Origin of the sequence: Bartonella sp. AU18XJBT (assembly GCF_028618595.1) — a bacterium.
In the GTDB taxonomy this organism is placed as follows: Bacteria; Pseudomonadota; Alphaproteobacteria; order Rhizobiales; family Rhizobiaceae; genus Bartonella.
The window spans coordinates 1-19060 of the sequence record NZ_JAQITE010000031.1; the positions used below are offsets into that span (position 1 = coordinate 1).

At 38.8% G+C, this 19060-nt stretch carries 16 protein-coding genes and 1 tRNA gene; 1 reads left to right on the forward strand and 16 read right to left on the reverse strand.

What is annotated here, in order from left to right; genetic code table 11:
* Window positions 1-79 precede the first annotated feature (79 nt).
* From PVV60_RS10865 to PVV60_RS07955, 16 genes are all read right to left on the reverse strand, one after another.
* Window positions 80-262 (reverse strand): hypothetical protein, encoded by a 183-nt coding sequence (locus PVV60_RS10865; protein WP_404977303.1) that lies wholly within the window; start codon window positions 260-262, stop codon window positions 80-82.
* Window positions 237-473, reverse strand: a complete 237-nt coding sequence (locus PVV60_RS07885) for a hypothetical protein (RefSeq protein WP_273724130.1) — start codon at window positions 471-473, stop codon at window positions 237-239. Before PVV60_RS07885 ends, PVV60_RS10865 begins: the two co-directional genes overlap by 26 nt.
* An 89-nt stretch (window positions 474-562) precedes the next feature.
* Window positions 563-697 (reverse strand): hypothetical protein, encoded by a 135-nt coding sequence (locus PVV60_RS07890; protein ID WP_273724131.1) that lies wholly within the window; start codon window positions 695-697, stop codon window positions 563-565.
* Between the two features lie 246 nt (window positions 698-943).
* A complete protein-coding gene (locus PVV60_RS07895; RefSeq protein ID WP_273724132.1) occupies window positions 944-2203 on the reverse strand; it encodes an MATE family efflux transporter in 1260 nt (419 codons plus the stop codon).
* Between the two features lie 489 nt (window positions 2204-2692).
* Window positions 2693-5872, reverse strand: a complete 3180-nt coding sequence (locus tag PVV60_RS07900) for a DEAD/DEAH box helicase family protein (protein ID WP_273724134.1) — start codon at window positions 5870-5872, stop codon at window positions 2693-2695.
* 28 nt (window positions 5873-5900) lie between these two features.
* Entirely contained in the window at window positions 5901-7817 is a 1917-nt protein-coding gene (locus tag PVV60_RS07905) for a site-specific DNA-methyltransferase (RefSeq protein ID WP_273724135.1), read from the reverse strand.
* A gap of 1507 nt (window positions 7818-9324) precedes the next feature.
* Complete coding sequence (locus tag PVV60_RS07910; protein ID WP_273724136.1) at window positions 9325-9729, reverse strand: hypothetical protein; 405 nt, start codon at window positions 9727-9729, stop codon at window positions 9325-9327.
* Window positions 9730-9946: 217 nt separating this feature from the next.
* Window positions 9947-10234, reverse strand: a complete 288-nt coding sequence (locus PVV60_RS07915) for a hypothetical protein (protein ID WP_273724138.1) — start codon at window positions 10232-10234, stop codon at window positions 9947-9949.
* Window positions 10235-10688: 454 nt separating this feature from the next.
* A complete protein-coding gene (locus PVV60_RS07920; protein WP_273724140.1) occupies window positions 10689-11603 on the reverse strand; it encodes a hypothetical protein in 915 nt (304 codons plus the stop codon).
* 2 nt (window positions 11604-11605) lie between these two features.
* The gene (locus tag PVV60_RS07925) at window positions 11606-12493 is read right to left on the reverse strand and encodes a hypothetical protein (RefSeq protein ID WP_273724141.1); all 888 of its coding nucleotides are present in this window, start codon (window positions 12491-12493) and stop codon (window positions 11606-11608) included.
* A 119-nt stretch (window positions 12494-12612) separates the two neighbouring features.
* Entirely contained in the window at window positions 12613-13023 is a 411-nt protein-coding gene (locus tag PVV60_RS07930) for a hypothetical protein (protein WP_273724142.1), read from the reverse strand.
* Between the two features lie 603 nt (window positions 13024-13626).
* A complete protein-coding gene (locus PVV60_RS07935) occupies window positions 13627-14445 on the reverse strand; it encodes a hypothetical protein (protein WP_273724143.1) in 819 nt (272 codons plus the stop codon).
* A 194-nt stretch (window positions 14446-14639) separates the two neighbouring features.
* Window positions 14640-15455 (reverse strand): hypothetical protein, encoded by an 816-nt coding sequence (locus tag PVV60_RS07940; RefSeq protein ID WP_273724145.1) that lies wholly within the window; start codon window positions 15453-15455, stop codon window positions 14640-14642.
* 181 nt (window positions 15456-15636) lie between these two features.
* Entirely contained in the window at window positions 15637-15951 is a 315-nt protein-coding gene (locus tag PVV60_RS07945; RefSeq protein WP_273724147.1) for a hypothetical protein, read from the reverse strand.
* A 546-nt stretch (window positions 15952-16497) separates the two neighbouring features.
* Window positions 16498-16574: transfer RNA gene (locus PVV60_RS07950), tRNA-His, on the reverse strand.
* A gap of 139 nt (window positions 16575-16713) precedes the next feature.
* Window positions 16714-17796 (reverse strand): quinone-dependent dihydroorotate dehydrogenase, encoded by a 1083-nt coding sequence (locus PVV60_RS07955; protein WP_273724148.1) that lies wholly within the window; start codon window positions 17794-17796, stop codon window positions 16714-16716.
* A gap of 1104 nt (window positions 17797-18900) precedes the next feature.
* Between PVV60_RS07955 and PVV60_RS07960 the strand changes: the two genes are divergently transcribed.
* Window positions 18901-19060: MscL family protein (locus PVV60_RS07960; protein ID WP_273724150.1), on the forward strand; the 160-nt coding region annotated here is incomplete at its 3' end.

Here is a 19060-nt window from a genome sequence, read left to right on the forward strand (position 1 = left end):
GTCAAAATCTATTTTGACAAAACCCGCATTTAATGCTAAAAAATAACCATAAAAACAACAAATTACCACGTATTCCTACCTAATCCAACCTCTTCCCACTTAGTATAAAACCTACTGTCAAACTACAGTGTTGCAATTTTAAAACTCCTTGGCAATTAAAAAATAATCTTATATCAGGATCATTATCGAGATTTTGCGCAAACTCTTTCTCAATACGGCTCTCACAAATCACATGATCATAAACATTTTTCTTGTTGACCACCGCCAGCCATTGGTTGCCTTTTACGACCTAATTTTACAGATGCGGAATCAATCTTATTACGATGCGCACATCCAGAGATTATTTTATCCTCTGCATTAGAGCCAACAACACAAACACCCCACGGCAGTTTCGGTAATAAATCCAACCGCTCACTCAACCTACACGAAAATGCATGTGCAGGCGAATGCCCCCATAATATGCAATATTTCAAGCCCGTCCATAGTGGTACCCATTTTAAAAATTGTGCCTATGGCTTATAATAATCTCCAAAATACACATTTAGCTCTCGTCTGAAATAACTCAATTTTGGATTGATGAGAACGAAAGCGCGCTGCGATAATCACATCGTCCAGCCCTAATGACCAACACAAGGGTGTCAACTATTCCTGTATCACCAACGACCAAATAACGGTATTTCCTATCATTTTTGATCATATCCTCCACCCTTATTGTTTTAAAAATCTATAATACATTTCATCAGCAAGACATTCACAGCAAGCCTGTACATCTTTTCTGTTAAATCTCCATGTATGGACTTTATCCTTAAAATCATCTTTAGCCGAAGCAACTTGACATTGCTGTGCTTTTATAACACTCACTCCGCCCCAAACATAGGGTTGCGTTTTATTAAATAACCGACACGCATATAATTAAAGATAGAAACGATTAAACTTGCAGCAATCATGCCAAGCCAATAACCCATAAAACCATATTCAAAAAAATGTGCCATGAACGCGCCTCCAAATAAGCCTCCCCCCCCCAATAGCTTATTATTACAACAATAGTTGGCCAAAATGTATCAAGCAAGCCAACAAGTATGCCATTGAGCATAGCTCCTAACGTGCCAAAAGTAAAAGACAATAAGACGAATGGTAGCAACTCCCAAGAAAAAACAACAACGCGGTCTGAAGAAATATCAAAGATGGTCGTAAGAATGAATTCATAAGAAAAATAAACAACCCCTGATAAAAACAAAACATAAGCGACAGCAAAAATTGTGACACTCATACGCAGCTGTTTTAGAGCCATATGATTCCCATCTGCTCTATACCACGCTGCTATTGTTGCGGCTGCGCTGGAAATCCCTAAAGCCACCACAGAAATAAGCATATCGAGACGCATTCCTATCGTATGAGCAGCCAAAGCTTGGACCCCATAAGCCGTAATTATGAAGGCAATGACAGAAGGCAAGCCCTCCGCAATAAGAATACGTATACCAATGGGGAACCCTACGCGCAGCAATTTTATTATGCGTGAAATCTCTAACTTTGGTCTCAAATAATTCAAGTGAAAGGAATGAAAAGCAGAATTGCGAGATAGAATTATTGCCGCTGCAATAACAATCAAAATACGGATCAAACTGCTCGCAATTCCAGCACCAAAAACACCAAATCCGCTTGCAGAACCTATACCAAAAATAAGCAGCCAAGAGATGAGAAAATTTACAGGAATAGCGGCAAGCATAATCCAAGTTAAGGGCTTTGGATTACCAATTGCTGACAGTAATCCACGGCTATTCACATAAAAATAAAAAAACACCACCCCTATAGCAGCGCCCCTGTTATATTCCTGCGCTATATTGGCAATTGCCTCATCTTGACCAAGAAGACACAAAATATTCCTCGTATTAAGTAAAATAATAGCACTCACCATTCCAATCAAAAGGGAAAGCCATATTCCTTGATCAAACCATGCCTTTAATGCATCTCTATCTTGTTTGCGAAAGCTTTCCGGAAGTTTTGGTGCAACCGCAGTAATAATACCTAGCCCTAACAACATAACAAAACTAAATATACTCAGAGCTAACATTGTACCACTCAAGGCTTGGATGCCTAAATGCGCTACAAGCGCTGCATCTGTAAAGGAAATCATCATCTGAGAGATAAACCCAACAGCCAGTGGCATGCCAAGAAGGAGTAATTGCTTCATCACAACAAACATTGTGAAATCCCCTTCCCTATTGAAGGGCGTATTAAGCTCGGATCTTTTAAACAAAACACATTGATTTTTTCCGTAAAGTTTTTCCATCGCAAGTCTTGCGTAAAGGATGCATAATGAAAACTCATTAAGCTAAGAGGAGATGCCCAGTTCTTAAAGGAGAAGCGCAATACGCCTTTATTGGTTTTTTGGACTTCATGCCATGCATTTTTGTACAACATTATGCTCCCAAGCACCGCATCATAAATATCATGCCAAGTCTCAACCAGAAGAGGGCTGTTTTCTGACGCGTCAGACAACAAAGCTTAGGTAATTGCAACTTCCATAAACACTCTCCACGAATATTAATCTATCTTATTGTTGCTTTAAAAATAGATCCTATCAAGTCCTTCACTCTTTTAAATTCGTAAAATTTATTTCAAAAAAATATAACGCATTAGCCACAGACCACTTATTCTCCCCCTTCATTCCGCGGCAACGAGTTCAGTACTTTTAGCCGCCCCTGCCACACCCGTCCATCGCCGACACCCCACGCTTATATTCACGCCAACTTGTCACCGGCTGATCATTAAACGCAACGCCGGTTTGTAGCGCATCAAAATGCGCTTTTCCACATTTAATCTTCATCATTTCTTTAAGACGTAGATTAAACTCACTATTTGATCCTTTTGTTTCCAGCACAAAGTAAAGCTTTTGTTCGCCCTCACGCTCTAAAAAGACCGCCCAATCAGGTGTATAAGAACCAATGGGAGTAGCTATTTTAAAACTTCTTGGCAATTTAAAAAACAACCTAACCTCAGGATCATTATCAAGACTTTGCGCAAACTCTTTCTCCACACTGCTTTCATAAACCACATGGTCATACACACTCTTCTCACTCACCACAGCTGTGCGCTCTAAATTCGCCACAAGCTCTTCGCTGGTAAAAAACTCTTGTACACTATATTCTCGCCCTACCAACTTTAAATATTTAATGCCATCAATTATAAGATTAACGTGAGTTTTATTGAGTATTTCTTCTATGCACTCTAAAAAAGCTTGTGGATTTTTCACAAACTCATGCTCACAACCGCTCTTTATCAAAATACCAATAATTGTCTTTGCAGTTAGTTTCAATTTTAAACTTAAATAATGTACAATATCCGGCAGTGCACACGAGATATAATTAAGTGCACTCTGCTTTAATAACTGCTCTTCATAGGCCACACCGGTGCTATCCAGTTCTATTTCTGCTGTCTGATAAACCAAATGCGCAGGTGCAACTGGCGCCATTTTTGTTACTGCATCCACTGCTTTGGCAATAAACTCTGTGCGATCAAGCTTTGCACGATAAGTAGTTTTTTTATTGATCTTCTCCCATAAGGACAAAAACTCGGGCGAAGCCACTGTTTGCTTTTTAAGCTTAACCCGCACCTCGCGCGCAGCATTACGAATAATCGGCATGGCTTGGATCGCCTCTAGCGCCTGCATCACAGCCCTCTTTTGCCCTTTACTAAAACGTTCACTTAAATCCAATGTCCCCGCTGCCCATTGCGCTTTTAATGTATCTGTAATTTTCCCTTCTGATGTAAGCAAAGCTTTTTCACGCAACTCAGCCAATACATCAGCAGCCTCTTGCGAAGACATAAACTTTCTTTCCGTCACAGCTGTCACATACGTCAGATCTTGCAGCGTCTCAACATTAATAAGTGCGCCCGCATCAAATTTTTTCACAATTTCTTGACGCAATTCGCGTGGCATTTCCTCCGCCCCTATAACTTCAAATTCATTCGCTACCAAATCTTGATTTGCTTTAACTATACCCGCCTCGTCAATCAAATCTTTTGCAACAAGCGTTTTAATAATTTTTTGTGCTTGTGACACTTCCACTTTAGCGGCTACATATTTTACATCTTCATAAACACGGCCAACCAACTTCTCCATCTGCAATGTACCAAATTTATAACCAATATCCGCCTCTAATTCTTTTTGCAATGTACTCACAAACTCAGCAAAGCTTTCATTCACCATAACATGCAGCACATTTATATCTTTATCTTCTACGCGTTCTCCTTGTTGATTGACGCAAAGGCGCAAACCGCGACCAATCTTTTGCCGTGCAGTAAAATTCGATTTTTGCTCGATCAACATACACACTTGAAACACATTCGGATTATCCCAGCCTTCTCTTAATGCCGAATGCGAAAAGATAAAACGCAAGGGGCATGCAAAAGATAATAACCACTCCTTATCGCGCATAATCGTGTTATAAGTGTCATCATCGGCTTGGCTGTCACCCTTTGTATTCTTATAGACACCCTTCTTGTCTTGCGAGAAATAACCGCCATGCACGTTTCGAACATTTTGCGCAAACTTAGTCCGCAAGGGTGCATATCTCTCTTTCGCCCACAACTCTTCATAACATTCTTCAAACATACGCTCATAAAGCGCTGGCTCTTCATCATTGCTACGATATTTAGCCACTTCATCAATAAAAAACAGTGACAAAACTTTGATCCCTAAAGGTACAAGCCGCAATTCCTTATCTAAATGTGTTTCTATAGTGCGATAAATTTGCGCGCGTTTAAGCTCTATTGTATTCACATCACCAAGCGCGTGACCAAATTTGACGACTTTAGTATCAGAAAATTCAACTGCTTCATCCCCCGCCATGCAATTGATACCCGAAACAATATAGCCCTTATAAAGCTCACGCCCACCTGTAACGCGATACAGATCATCGCCTTGCCTCACTGTAACCGTTTTACGGCTAACAGTGCCATTCTTTCCCGCAATATCCAACTCTAAGCGCGCCTTAAAGCCATGTTCGCGTGATACGGCTTTCAAGGCAATATAGGGACGATTAAAATCTTTCTCTATCTGATTAGAAGAGACACAAATTTGCTTTACCAGTCCTTTTTGATAAGCATCAACAGGTGTTAAACGATATAAAAGATTAATCTCGTCTTTATGCGTGGCACTATAGCGGAAAACACAAAGCGGATTAAGGCTCGCAATAGCCTCCTTCGCTTTTGCTGTATTATCCACCGATTGCGGTTCATCTATGATCACAATCGGATTTGTGTCTTGGATATAGCGCATAGCACTTTCGCCATTCAGTCTATCTTGCGGAAGGTTGATAATATTTTCTGCTTTTTTAAATGCATCAATATTGATAATCATAATTTCAATATTGGTAGAGCTTGCAAATTGGCGAATTTGCGAAAGATCTTTTGAATTATAAATAAAATAACGATAGGGCAGATTATCAAACTCTGCTTGAAAATGCTCCCTTGTTACCTGAAGTGATTTATATACCCCTTCGCGAATAGCAACACTTGGTACAACAATAATAAATTTGGTAAAGCCATAGCGTTGATTTAACTCAAAAATCGTCTTGCTATAGACATAAGTTTTGCCTGTTCCCGTTTCCATCTCAATAGAAAACTGCTTTTGCTCTAGCGTCTCACTTACCAAGAGTTTATTGTTCTGTTGCACCTCTCGTAAATTTGCTAATATGCTTTCATCACTGATCAATAATTGATTACCATAACCAAATTCATTTAACGCTAATTGTCCTTGTTCTGAATGCAAAGAAAAAGAAGAATCCCGTCGTGGTTGGCCTTTAAATAAATCAATGACGCTTTTAACCACATCATTTTGAAATTCTTGTTGTTTAAATTTAAGTTTCATATTGCCGCCACAATCGTCTCTCTATAGTTCAAATTTTATCAAAACTTACTTCATTGTCTTTAAAGATAAAGTTGCAATTAATAAGCGCCTCGTCACTTTTAAAGGCCGCATCAAGCGCTACGATTTTTACGGGCAAATACTTTATCATCTCTTCCGCATCTTCGGGTTCAAAGGGTGGGTCTATGGCTATAATCACCAAGATATCGCCTTCGCTCTCACCTATATAATAAAAATTTTTGCCATTGATTGCTAAAGGATAAATTTTTAAATCCAGTGGCCAACCATATTTAAGTATGATCTCGAAGATAATATCTTGATGAGAGCGCTCGGGATTCACCCCCTGCAAAATATGACCCAAACGCATTTGCAATTGTTCTTTAACATCAAGTGCATTCGGATCAATCGGGCTATCGTCCCATATGGAAAAGTTGGAACTATCGAGCTCTAGCACGCGAAATCCTGTGTCTAGAGGCTGCTTGCTTGTGAGTTCTGCTTCATGCTTTTGCTTGATTTGTGCACCAACACGGCGAATACGTTCGCTACCTATATCGCAGATAGTTTTATAACCAGCCTTATAGGCTTCGCTCTTTTCATCACATAATTCAGGCAATTGCACCATGATGAATTTGCGATTACCACCATCTTCGGCATTCAAAGCCATCACTGCATGCGCTGTTGTACTAGAGCCCGCGAAAAAATCGAGAATGATGTCGTCTTTGTTCGTGCCGATTTGCATGAGCAATTTTATGAGTTTGGTAGGTTTAATATATTCAAACAATCCTTGAACATGCATTAATTGATCAATTTCACGTTTGGAAAAAGCGGTATCACCTGAAAACTCTCGTTTAAAAATTCCTGCAAATTCTTCATCAAAATTGGCATCGATTTCTTTGCCAAAAAAAGTCGTAGGAACCAACCCATCTTGTGTCTCATTTAAAAACCTTTTAATCATAGGGTAGGATTCCCCTTCACCCCATATGATCTCATTATTAGCAATTTTCTCTTTCAAAACTTTTTCGCTAAAACGCCAATACCCGCCTTGGGGGCGTTTTAGCATGACACCATTAGGCTTCGTAATTGTATAATCTGCCGCATAAGGCTTATGCGCAGTAATAGGGTCTGCTTTCCAAGGACCCTTGGGGTGATTATCTGGATTCTTATATGCAGAGCTATCCTGCCGTGGTAGTAAATTCCTCTTAAAATTTTCCTTATACTTTGCGTAGCATATAATATATTCATGGCTGACAGAAAAATATTTCGCTGAATTCTTACGCGTGTGAACCTTCTCCCACACCAATTGAGCAACAAAGTTCTCTTCGCCAAACACCTCGTCGCACACTTTGCGCAAATTATGCACTTCATGATCATCAATCGAGATAAAGATCACACCATCATCACGCAAAAGCGTTTGCGCTAAACGCAAGCGCGGATAGATCATATTGAGCCACGCCGTGTGAAACCGCCCCATTGTCTCAGGGTTCGATTTTGTCGTTTGGCTCGTCACTTCCTTATAGCGTGCTAACGGGTCTTTAAAATCATCACAATAGATAAAATCATTCCCCGTATTATAGGGCGGATCAATATAAATCATCTTTACTTGCTGAAAGTAAGCACGCTGGATAAGCTTTAAAACTTCAAGATTATCGCCCTTAATATAAAGATTATGTGTATTATCGAAGTTTACGCTCTCCTCGCGCTTCGGGCGCAAAGTCGCAAGTGAAGGCTTTTGCGCAAGCTTTAAACTTGCCCCCTTGCCCTTCCATTCAAATTTGAACTTCTCAAAATCATTATCGATATATTCGCCGCATAGATTCAATAACTGATCTATGTCCAACTTTCCCTCAGTAAAACATTGTGGAAAGACTGCTTTTAACTTTTCTATGTCTGGATTAACAGGGCTTTGACTCATGCCCTCTATTTTATCTTTACCCGCTATTATACTCATCTTTGCGCTTCTCTGTTACACTTAGTATAAAATGTCTATGAATATTTCTTTTCTACGTCGCAATTCCTTTTATCCTATTTATTTCTTTATGCTCTGCAAATTTACTTTCACGAAAAGTTCGTATAAGCCATTCTCTTTATTTTTTAAAGTTTCTTGTGCTTGTTTTATTTCTTTTTTCTTATACAAGTTAGCTAGATCAATTCGCATTACCACATTTTGATCATTTTGCTTTTCTTTGATTTGCTTTGCAAGAGCAATGATTTTCTATTTCTTCTTGCGCACTAATTAGGCACTTACAAATATTATCAGCAAGCTTATCAATTGGCACAAGTCCATCCAAAAACGTCTATCTTTTGGCATTGACATATTTCTAACAAATAGAAGACCTGTATCTCCAATTTGACGACATACCACCACGGGTAAATTTAAAATTGCTTCACATGTGGCATAACCAAACACAATCTAGAAAAAAACTCAATAATAACGGTGTCTGCCAACTATATGCCTAAGCTTGTTGTTACTATAAGCTTACTGCGCGCCCAAGTTTACGGGTTCGTATCTTATGTCTCATCATAAGGTGCACTTGCACACTCAAAAGCAAAAATTCTCTATTCCATTGAAAATAAAGTAATAAATCTAAAAAATACCTTTTTAGACAAGATCTCTGCTCATTAAGACGCTTTGGCTTTTTTGAACAAAAAAGGAAAAACACGAGAGAAAAGTCTTTACTCTGTTATCGTTCGTGTGCCCCCAAAAAACCGATAATCGCAGTTTATTAAGGAAGAAAGAAAGAAAAATGAAAATAGTTGTACAAAGGAAAATGGTACTCACGCGACACATCGTGTGCTAACGTTCTCTTTAAAAACACACAGATAATTACAACCAGCTTCAAAAAACAGCCTTATCAATGAAGTACTAGCTAGAGGGTCGCGTGCACAACACAATAATGGCACACTGATTCTCGCAAGCGTGCTTCACATATTGTACGCGTAGCCTGTACGGAGTCTGCCGCTCCTAAATACTCAAACGTAATGCTACTGGATCGTACAGTGACCGCAGTTGCACCCTTAAACACCGGTTCCTACCATATCATAATGCTTGACAAAAGCATCATGCCATCATAGCAACCGCTTTGCGTATAGGTTCCACAACATAGTTCTACAAATTGTTGACGCATTGCCAAGCTAACAGTTTTCTTGCCCACCTACGCCAATGAGACCATCACTATCCTCTTTTTGAATCATAAAACAAAATGATTTCCCATGAGCGATAAACCATCTGCTCAAAGTCCAGCTAGCTCAAACTCATAGCATTCTAAACCTTTGGGCTCGCTCTACCCCCAAGGGGGGTATAGTCAGATATATCACTTCCGTCACGTATTCACGCGCTTGGATAAAAAATCTGAAACTATGGGGAAACGCTGCATTTTTATGCAGCGTTGTTGTTAGGAATAAGCTTCTATTGAGATAGTTCTAATGGGAAGCACTCACAGCTAATGGTATAGGGATTAATTTGGATTCTTTCGAAATGCTATATATAAATTTAATATGCCGCCCCACAACACACCACCAGTAACCCCACTTAAAAGACCAAAAAGAAGGTTAAAATCAAATGCATATTTCAAATCAGGTTCAACCTTGAGAAAAACAATCAATGTGAATTTGATGACAAAAGCGATAAGAATAAATGTCAGCGTCAACCGTGTACCAGGCAGAATAATGAAATCCGTTCCCTCTTTGATTTTTAAACGCGGAGTAGCACGCCAGAGCAACCAGCCAATGCCAAAGCCGATCATCAGCCCTGCCAACATTGCGATTGCTCCCCAGCCTAGGAACGCCAGCTCTTTAATCACATCGCTTGCGCCCAAAAAAAGAAAGACTAACGGCAAGAGAAAAAGGCGGTAAACCTTCATTTCCCTATCTTTCAATGCGATTATTCCCCTCGCGATGAGAAAAATAAGCAAAATCCAAGAAAGGGGTTCCGGTCAGAATATTAAACAATGACATATTATGCATCTTATGCTCCATGGTGTTTCACGCCATAAAAATATCGCATGATGTTAGGAAGATATTTAGAAAAAAGAATACCAGCACAAATTAAACTCATATTGACACACCAAAGCTGGAGGGTCAATGCAAAAAAGCCACTAGAAGACCATTGGCAAAAAAGATGATGACCCAAATCCATGTAATATATTTATTGATGAGATAAAAGAGGATATGTTTGCGTTTTTCTTCAGAAACACCAGCACTGGCATAAAAAATGGTAAAGGGTTTCTTTACCAGCAAGCTCATCAATGAAACCAGAGCAAGTGACAGATAGCAAAAAACTGTGGGGTAGTTCAGTAAAAGTGTGGACCATCCAGCTAAATAATTAACAAACAAGACAATAACTGTCAGAATGTTCGTAATCATCACGGGTTCTCCCTGTCAGACAATTTTAATATTCAGAGCAATAATGGACAATAAAATCACAGTTAAGATGAGAGAGTGTTCGACCAGAGTTAAAACGTTTCTATTGATAACCCAAGAGTAAATACTCCACGAAATAAAGAGACTATTATGTTAAACATGGTGCATCCTCCTTGCAATAATGCGTCATCGCCGCCTCAAGATTCCCATCTTCAATCTCATGGAGGATAATAGAAAGGAGGACACTAGAAAGTTACATGATAGCATATTTGCAAACTTCCATATGCGCGTGGCCAGTGGCTCACCCTCCCCCCAATTAGTGCAGAAATGACGTCGCTCTTGGTACTGGACGCGTTACGTCGGTGCTAACCTTCTCTATTTTTTTGCAGAACAGAAAGCGCGTATCATGCTCTCTAGCCATACTTAGAGTACGCAAAGTTATTCATCACTTTACAACACTTTAAGCGCGCAATTTTATGTTTTGTATTAAAGGATTTTTGCTTTCAAAATATACGAACAACATCACACAAAGTAGAATAAACAAGCTGCCCTCAACATTAAACCAAACCTTGCCTGTAACCAGCACTGTTGCACCGAAACAGTTAACAATAGCGTGGACAAAAAAAGGCGCACACGCATAAAATTTAGAGCGCGTAACAACACCACGATACGCCAAGCATGTATTGAAAATATGCATAAGTATGACGCTCATTAAAGCACACAAAAAAATACTCGCTTGCGTCCAGGAATAAAAAATTACATACTCACTGGCTAATAACCTAGATCGAATAGGCCAGCCATTATAAACAAGGAAAGGCCCTAGCGCCTTATAAACTAATTCGCATAAACCCCAGCCTATGCCAATATTCAGCGGCAAACGCCACAAAAAACTAGGCGAGCACCGATAAAACTTAGTAACTAACCAACGACGCATGGCTTCTTCTGCTACAACAAAAAAAACCGTAAATGTTAAAAATAAAAAAACAAGCGCCAGCCCGTGCTCTGCACGACTCTTGGTTTCAACAATATTCATCATATAAAGCGTTTTTATTACAGATTGCTCCCAAAAAGCAATAAGCCCGCCAGCAATGCAGCTAGCAACAAACCATCCCACAGCACCAGCAACAACCAATTTGAACTTCAGAAAATGATGAAACACACATAGAAGAAAAACAACGCCAAGCACTTGCAGTAAACGTAAGGCATCAAGTTTATGTTCTGTTTCCGAGTAACGCCATACTAACAGAACAATCACCCCAAAAACTATGCCGCTCAACAGCACATTTATCCAACTAAACGTAGAGCGAAAAAAATTATAAATGACAGCGCCATAAATAAGGCCTGCGAGAAGCGAAGTAATAAATAAAACCAACATTATTATACCCCCTCATTTACTACAGCGTAACTGCTATTTTTCTTCATGGATAATCTGTCTTGCACAAAATCATAAATTTGCCGCATAAGAGCAAACATAAGAATAGTAGCGATTGTATAATGCCCAATTGCAAGAAGTTCTGGCTCAGCGGCCTGCCATGAAAAGCGCGCCCAAGCCGCCAAGCATTGTAAAAGCAGGATAAGAACAAAAAAACGCCATTTCTTGTCAAGGCAAACCACAAGCATTAAGAAAGTTGATAAAAGACTCAGACCTATAATAAACGCATAATATATTACCGTCTCAAGTAAAGAAAGTAAGGCGTCCCTATCAAGACTAAAGGCCCCTTTTAGGATCATCACAGCTTCTGGTAGAGATGTAAGCAGTACAAGCCCTATAGCAGCCCCCCAAATCCCCATTCCCACGCCCAGTGCTGCCTCTACACCATTGCCATTATCTTCTGCCACCCAATGAGAGAGCAAAAAAAACTGCATAATCGCCATGCCTATAGGGAATAGACCAACAGCAAAAACAATATTAGGCGTACTATAAGCAGAAAAATCTAAAATCAAACTGCCTATCATACGCATAAAGCCGTATAGAAAAAAAATCAAAAGCACATAACAACCAGCGCTTGACCCAATAATCGCCTTCGTGCCTTTAAACGCTTTAACCAAAGAGAGTAACCAGCGGTACCCCAATATAAGCGAAAGCGCCAAAACATAATAAGGAAAATAACTCACAGCGCCATAAACATAAAGAAACACAAGACACAAAACAACGAGCAAGAAAACCAAATGTTCAACCAATGTTTTTTTCTTCATCAAAGGAAAAATAATCAGCACCAGACAAAAAACGGCGCCGATAACAGATAATGTCAATTTGTCAAGCATTATTGTAAGCCTCAAAAATAGAATTTATTAATATTGCATAGCCTGAAGAAATGTCAAACATAAACAAAAGACCAACCGCAAAATGAATTACAAAAGGCAGATAGGAATAGTCCTTGCGCTTATCTTGGATAATCAAGATACATAAAGCGCGTATTTACAACATACATCAATACAATCATGCCCGCGGCAATAAGATAACTGATCGCTTGTGGACAAGATTCAAATGCGACATAGCCCACCATTTGTAGCGCCCTATCAACACGGTAATTCAAGTACAGAAAAAGAGCTGGGAGGGTCTTATAGCATAAGTCTAGAACACCCCAGCCCAGCCCGAAATAAAGGACCTCACGCGCAGCTAATTCTGGCTTATATACGCGAAGCAACCACAAACGCAAAAGCTCCGCAGTTAAAACTGATATCAAAAGGATAAAAAAGGGATAGTTTGCAGCAACCAAACTCATGTAATGCACCACCTGCTGCTGGCTATTATTAGCAGCAGACAAAGCCGGCAATGGCAACAAAGAGCTCAAATATACAAAACCTGCCCCAATACACAAGGCAGTAACTGCACCACAGAATCCAAGAACTAAATATTTATATAAGTAGTGCTCGTGCAGAATTAAAAGGATGCCAAGATAACATACCAAAAGCAAAGATAAGTTTGGAAGCCCACTTTCACTATGTGGATAAGCGAAGATGATAGCGCAGGAAAGGCCAGCTAGCCCCCCCCAAAAATGACGCGCTCGCCCAACAAGCCATTGTTTTTAAGGAGACGAGGGCTGGAACTTATCCCAAAACTAAGCAACATTCCAAAAATTAAGTCAGACATATAATTTCCTTAAAGTAATTTCCTTAAAGCGCCTTGCCCTCCCAAGCATACCAAGATATTATTGCCGGAGAAAAACTCCCTGCTAAGAGGCTGATAGCGTACCCCTTAGCAAGGCCTTTACCTTGTTAAAAAGCCAGGTCAAACAACAATTTCACCACTTAGAGCGAGCACAATCCCAACCAGCTTTAACAATACCCGCGGCTGCGCCACGGAACCCTGCCTACTATTGCTCCAGAAACTGCCCCTCTTGGGGTGGCTGCTCTAGGCTTTAGGATAACCCAAAGAACTACAGCCTCCTGTCTTCTCACTCAGTTTTCTTTTTAAACGGGTTAATCACGCTAAGCTTCACATTCTTTGATTTAATGTAACGCGCATACACATAAACAACAAACATCAAACAAATCCAATTTTTAACCATTCTATAGTCATCATCTGTGTGAACAAACGCTACATAATAAGAAACAAAGAGGCTAAAAAACAGCTCTGCAAGAACATCAAGGACCAACCAATAATATTTCTTTGTAGTAACAAAGAGAACCATCAAAAATGTCAAAAAAACTTGGCCCGTTAGAATAGCGAAACCAAACACTGCATAATCAAACATTTTTTTCACTGCCTCCCTGTTTGCAAAACCTATCTGTTGGTAGATTTCTCGAAGGTCTGATAAAAGCAGTGATGACACAAAAAAGATGCCTATGGCAAACCCACAGCCAATGCAAATGCTTAAATCTAGCACTGACATAGATTTTTCCTTCAAAGCTTTAGCAATTAGGACATAGCGAGCCCCCCCTATCATCAACGGAATAATGAAAAGCAGATAAATATAGCTCGAAAGCTGCAGATCAAAAAAATCTAACAGAAGGTCATCACCCATAACAATAAAACCAGCAGCGATGAAAAAAATGGGGCAACTTGCGATAATGGCCAAACTAAAGCATTTTATATTGTTTACTATATTGGGTATAAATTCAATGCAAAAAGAAAGAAAGAACATAATTATAGCAACATAAGAAGATGTTATCGACACACCGACTATATACTCAAAATACTCAAAGGCATAAATGAGGGGAGGGGTAACCAATGCCGCCACTATGAATGCAACCATATTCTCCCTGCCTAACATGCTTTTTCCATTAATAGCAATACTTTTGCAGAATAGATACAACATGCCAAACCACAGACAAAAATAAACGAGCACTATACTAAACTCGCCCATAGCTCCTCCTGTGTAATATTCCAAACATAAAGGTGGCACCTTTTACAGTACCACCGTTCTAGGCTTTAGGATAACCCAAAGAACTACAGCCTCCTGTCTTCTCACTCAGTTTTCTTTTTAAACGGGTTAATCACGCTAAGCTTCACATTCTTTGATTTAATGTAACGCGCGCACACATAAACAACAAACATCAAACAAATCCAACTTCTAACCATTCCATAGTCATCATCTGTATGAACAAACGCTACATAATAAGAAACAAAGAAGCTAAAAAACAGCTCTGCAAGAACATCAAGGACCAACCAATAATATTTCTTTGTAGTAACAAAGAGAACCATCAAAAATGTCAAAAAAACTTGGCCCGTTAGAATAGCGAAACCAAACACTGCATAATCAAACATTTTTTTCACTGCCTCCCTGTTTGCAAAACCTATCTGTTGATAGATTTCTCGAAGGTCTGATAAAAGCAGTGATGACACAAAAAAGACGCCTATGGCAAACCCACAGCCAATGCAAATGCTTAAATCTAGCACTGACATAGATTTTTCCTTCAAAGCTTTAGCAATTAGGACATAGCGAGCCCCCCCTATCATCAACGGAATAATGAAAAGCAGATAAATATAGCTCGAAAGCTGCAGATCAAAAAAATCTAACAGAAGGTCATCACTCATAACAATAAAACCAGCTGCGATGAAAAAAATGGGGCAACTTGCGATAATGGCCAAACTAAAGCACTTTATGTTGTTTACTATATTGGGTATAAATTCAATGCAAAAGGAAAGAAAGAACATAATTATAGCAACATGAGAAGATGTTATCGACACACCGACTATATACTCAAAATACTCAAAGGCATAAATGAGGGGAGGGGTAACCAATGCCGCCACTATGAATGCAACCATGCTCCTGTATAACATGCTTTTTCCATTAATAGCAATAGTTTTTAAGAATAGATACAACGTGCCAAACCACAGACAAAAACAAGCCAGCACTAAACCAAACGCGCCCATAGCTCCTCCTGTGTAATATTCCAAATATAAAGGTGGCACCTTTTACAGTACCACCGTTCTAGGCTTTAGGATAACCCAAAGAACTACATCAAAAGTGCATCAACATCCCACCACCTGAATTAGCAATAGATTGACCCAAAAACTGTGTGCCACACTGGGCAGCAGCCACACCATAACCAAGATAACCGCCTATGGTGTCTCCGAATTCATTGCCTACAGCTTGCCCAAAGCTTCCTACGGCCATGCCAACCATAGGATTACGCCCCGCTGCCCATCCTATGAAAAAACCACCCGCAAGGCCAACCTTACCACCATACTTGTCACCAAACGCACTACCAGAGTTATATTTGCTATTAAAATTATCGGCACTGCAATAATCGTACGAACTATTTAAAAATCTCATTTATTTTCTCCAATTTAGTGTATAAATAAATTCCCCCAAGGTTACTTATGTCCCCGCGCCAGAATGGCCTACCCATAATCAACCACCGAAACACTCCTGGAGATATGAATGCACTTTCATGCAAGTTCATGTTTATAATATATAGTTGATGCAATCAAGGAAATTGTGTCAAAAATATGGTGTATTTTAGTAAATTTATGTTTACTTATTTTATGTGTTTAAACTTAATGATTTATATTATGAGCAATAATAATGAAAGGCAAATAAGATTCTCTTGGTTTACAAAATATACTAAAAGTATATAAATATACTGATAGAGATATTTATTGTTACAATTGCAGTCAGAATCATAGATTTAGCTAACCCATTTATATTTCAAGCGATTATTGATCGTATCATTCCTTTTTGGGCAAAATTTGAGAAAAATCATCCACGCAAGGTCTCTGCTCCGTGACGGCTCACACGCAAAAAAGCCCGCCAAGCGCGGCTTTTAACCGCCTCACAAAACGCCAAAAATAAGAATTAGAAAAGTTGTAACAAGACAAATGGTACGGTTGGTGGGATTTGAACCTACGACCTCTGGTGCCACAAACCAGCGCTCTAACCAACTGAGCTACAACCGCATAAAAGAAAATGTATCATAACTGTTCACGATTTCGTAAACATTTATTCTTATGCTTATGTGACATAAGGAAAATCACCAAAGTTTGCAAGCCCCTTTAAAAAAATCTCGCAATTTTTTGTGAAGAAAAAAGCGTTTTTTTACAAAGAACATTTTGCCCAATGCTCAAGACTATGATCACGATAGTCTTTTATGTTATCAACACCGTCTTGTTGCATCATCTGCAAAATCTCTTGCAGAATAGTTATGACAAGATGTGGACCTTCATAAACCATCCCACTATATAATTGAATTAAATCTGCGCCAGCTTTTACTTTTTCCAAAGCGGTTTGTGCGTCCTTTACACCGCCAACACCAATAATGGCAATCTCCTTCCCTAATTTTTTACGCATTTTTGCAAGCACAATAGTAGAGCGCTCAAAAAGTGGACGTCCAGAAAGCCCCCCCTCTTCATTACTGAGGTGACTATTGCTAAGACCTTGGCGTGAAAGAGTTGTATTCGAAACAATCAGTCCATTAAAATCAGAAAGTTTTATTTCTTCAGCAACATCATCTAATTCTTTCTCTGATAAATCGGGAGCAATTTTTAAAAAAATGGGAATGGAGAATCCATGCTTGTTCTCTTGTTCTTTTCGCACTTGCGAAATTGCATTCAACAAAAGATGCAAACTGTCACGGGCCTGTAAATCACGTAAACCTGGTGTATTAGGAGACGAAATATTAACTGTAAAATAATCAGCAACATCATAAAAATGAGCAATACCAACAGTATAATCATCAATCTTATCGACCGTATCCTTATTGGCTCCAATGTTGACTCCTACAACACCCGTTTTTTTACACGCACGCAATCTATTGTAAACAACTTGATGTCCATCATTATTAAAGCCCATTCTATTAATAATCGCTTCATCTTCTTTTAAACGAAAAAGCCGTGGTTTAGGATTTCCAATCTGAGGCTTTGGTGTCACTGTCCCAATTTCAGTAAAACCAAATCCTAAACGAAAAATACCATCCACAACCTCTGCATTTTTATCAAACCCCGCTGCGAGACCAATAAAATTTTGAAACTCAAGCCCTGCAATAGTTATACTCAATCGCTTATCAACAACCTTTTGACAACCGTTTAAGCCACTTTTCAATCCAACAATCGCTAAACGGTGCGCATGCTCTGGATCTAACATAAATAAAGCAGAACGGCCAATACAACGAAAAAAACTCATCAATCCTTCTCCACAACATAAAAATGATCCATCGCACCTCACCTCTATCTTTTAACACAAAAGATCACCAATCAAAGAGAGCATATTATCCAAATAATATTCCCCTTCTAGAGGAAAATTCATTACACAATAGCCATACATGTTTATATTGATGTACACTGTGCAAAAGACTTTTTATTCTCAAAAAATGTTTCTCTTTTTCGACATTTTTTAAAGATTAAAATGTGAATCTTAATCTTATAAAATGCAGTATGAATTGAAACATCAATGGCTATTCATCAAAGCCCATGGTTTTGTGACATCTCATGCAGGTAAGCTCATAATTCTCTTAAAAATGCACGCAAATTATCCCTATTACCAAAGTTCCTTTGTGTAATATTGTTGCCAATAGAAACAGAGCTTGCTCTATAAAGCTATTTTTTCCCAGCATTTATAGAATACATGGTTCATAAAATCATCTAAATTCATACTATTGTTGCGCTATTTATTAGCAACAGTATATTCAATCGTTTGTACTCTATTGACGAAATTTTGAAGAATCTGCGTTGTTTTCTTTGCCATTTCTGATGCGCTAAATATAATTTTGCATCTATAAGTGCTCTGTCTAACATATAGTTTAAGTAATGACAGTTGATCATTGAACCCGCACCTATCATATCAACGACTTCCAAACAAAAATGATCTTGCAAACCCTAAAGCTCTGCTATTTATAAACTGATACAATCTTCCAGCAGATGAAATGTGTTTCTTCCATCGGAATTATCGCCATTTTAGCTCATGAAACCCAGTAAAATAGCTTGTAGATAAGCCATAATGCCCTCCTAATTGCTATTATTGCTTACTGAATTAAGGGGAATTAAATTATAAGTTTTCTCCTGCCTCATCTATCTATTTCTTCCATCAGTGCTGAAATATATTTTTTATTTCTCAATTATCTTTTATGCCAATATATTATGAAAATATATGTACTTCATTTGAGAAACTTTCTGATAGCTCAGTTTCCAACACTGCTCATTTTGTGGTATTGTGTAAAAATCTCTCTTTTTAGTGTTAACATAAAAATATTGAGGCAATTATATAAATTAAGTTACGGCTTTCTACTTTCTGTTGAAAAAAGCAGATATAATTTTTATCAAACTTGCTATCGGTGTGATTATAGGGGGCGCTTTTGGTAGCTTGGTCAACTCAATTGTCAATGATATTTTTATGCCAATCATTGGGCTGATTACAGGTGGAATTGATTTTTCTAATATGTTTATTCAAC

What these genes read in the sequence shown, in the direction of transcription:
- PVV60_RS07940 (WP_273724145.1), bottom strand. Translation starts at nt 15,455, where the DNA reads ATGTTATACAGGAGCATGGTTGCATTCATAGTGGCGGCATTGGTTACC.
- PVV60_RS07900 (WP_273724134.1), bottom strand. Translation starts at nt 5,872, where the DNA reads ATGAAACTTAAATTTAAACAACAAGAATTTCAAAATGATGTGGTTAAA.
- PVV60_RS07910 (WP_273724136.1), bottom strand. Translation starts at nt 9,729, where the DNA reads ATGAAGGTTTACCGCCTTTTTCTCTTGCCGTTAGTCTTTCTTTTTTTG.
- PVV60_RS07945 (WP_273724147.1), bottom strand. Translation starts at nt 15,951, where the DNA reads ATGAGATTTTTAAATAGTTCGTACGATTATTGCAGTGCCGATAATTTT.
- PVV60_RS07955 (WP_273724148.1), bottom strand. Translation starts at nt 17,796, where the DNA reads ATGAGTTTTTTTCGTTGTATTGGCCGTTCTGCTTTATTTATGTTAGAT.
- PVV60_RS07920 (WP_273724140.1), bottom strand. Translation starts at nt 11,603, where the DNA reads ATGTTGGTTTTATTTATTACTTCGCTTCTCGCAGGCCTTATTTATGGC.
- PVV60_RS07890 (WP_273724131.1), bottom strand. Translation starts at nt 697, where the DNA reads ATGATCAAAAATGATAGGAAATACCGTTATTTGGTCGTTGGTGATACA.
- PVV60_RS07935 (WP_273724143.1), bottom strand. Translation starts at nt 14,445, where the DNA reads ATGTTAGGCAGGGAGAATATGGTTGCATTCATAGTGGCGGCATTGGTT.
- PVV60_RS07905 (WP_273724135.1), bottom strand. Translation starts at nt 7,817, where the DNA reads ATGAGTATAATAGCGGGTAAAGATAAAATAGAGGGCATGAGTCAAAGC.
- PVV60_RS07895 (WP_273724132.1), bottom strand. Translation starts at nt 2,203, where the DNA reads ATGTTTGTTGTGATGAAGCAATTACTCCTTCTTGGCATGCCACTGGCT.
- PVV60_RS07925 (WP_273724141.1), bottom strand. Translation starts at nt 12,493, where the DNA reads ATGCTTGACAAATTGACATTATCTGTTATCGGCGCCGTTTTTTGTCTG.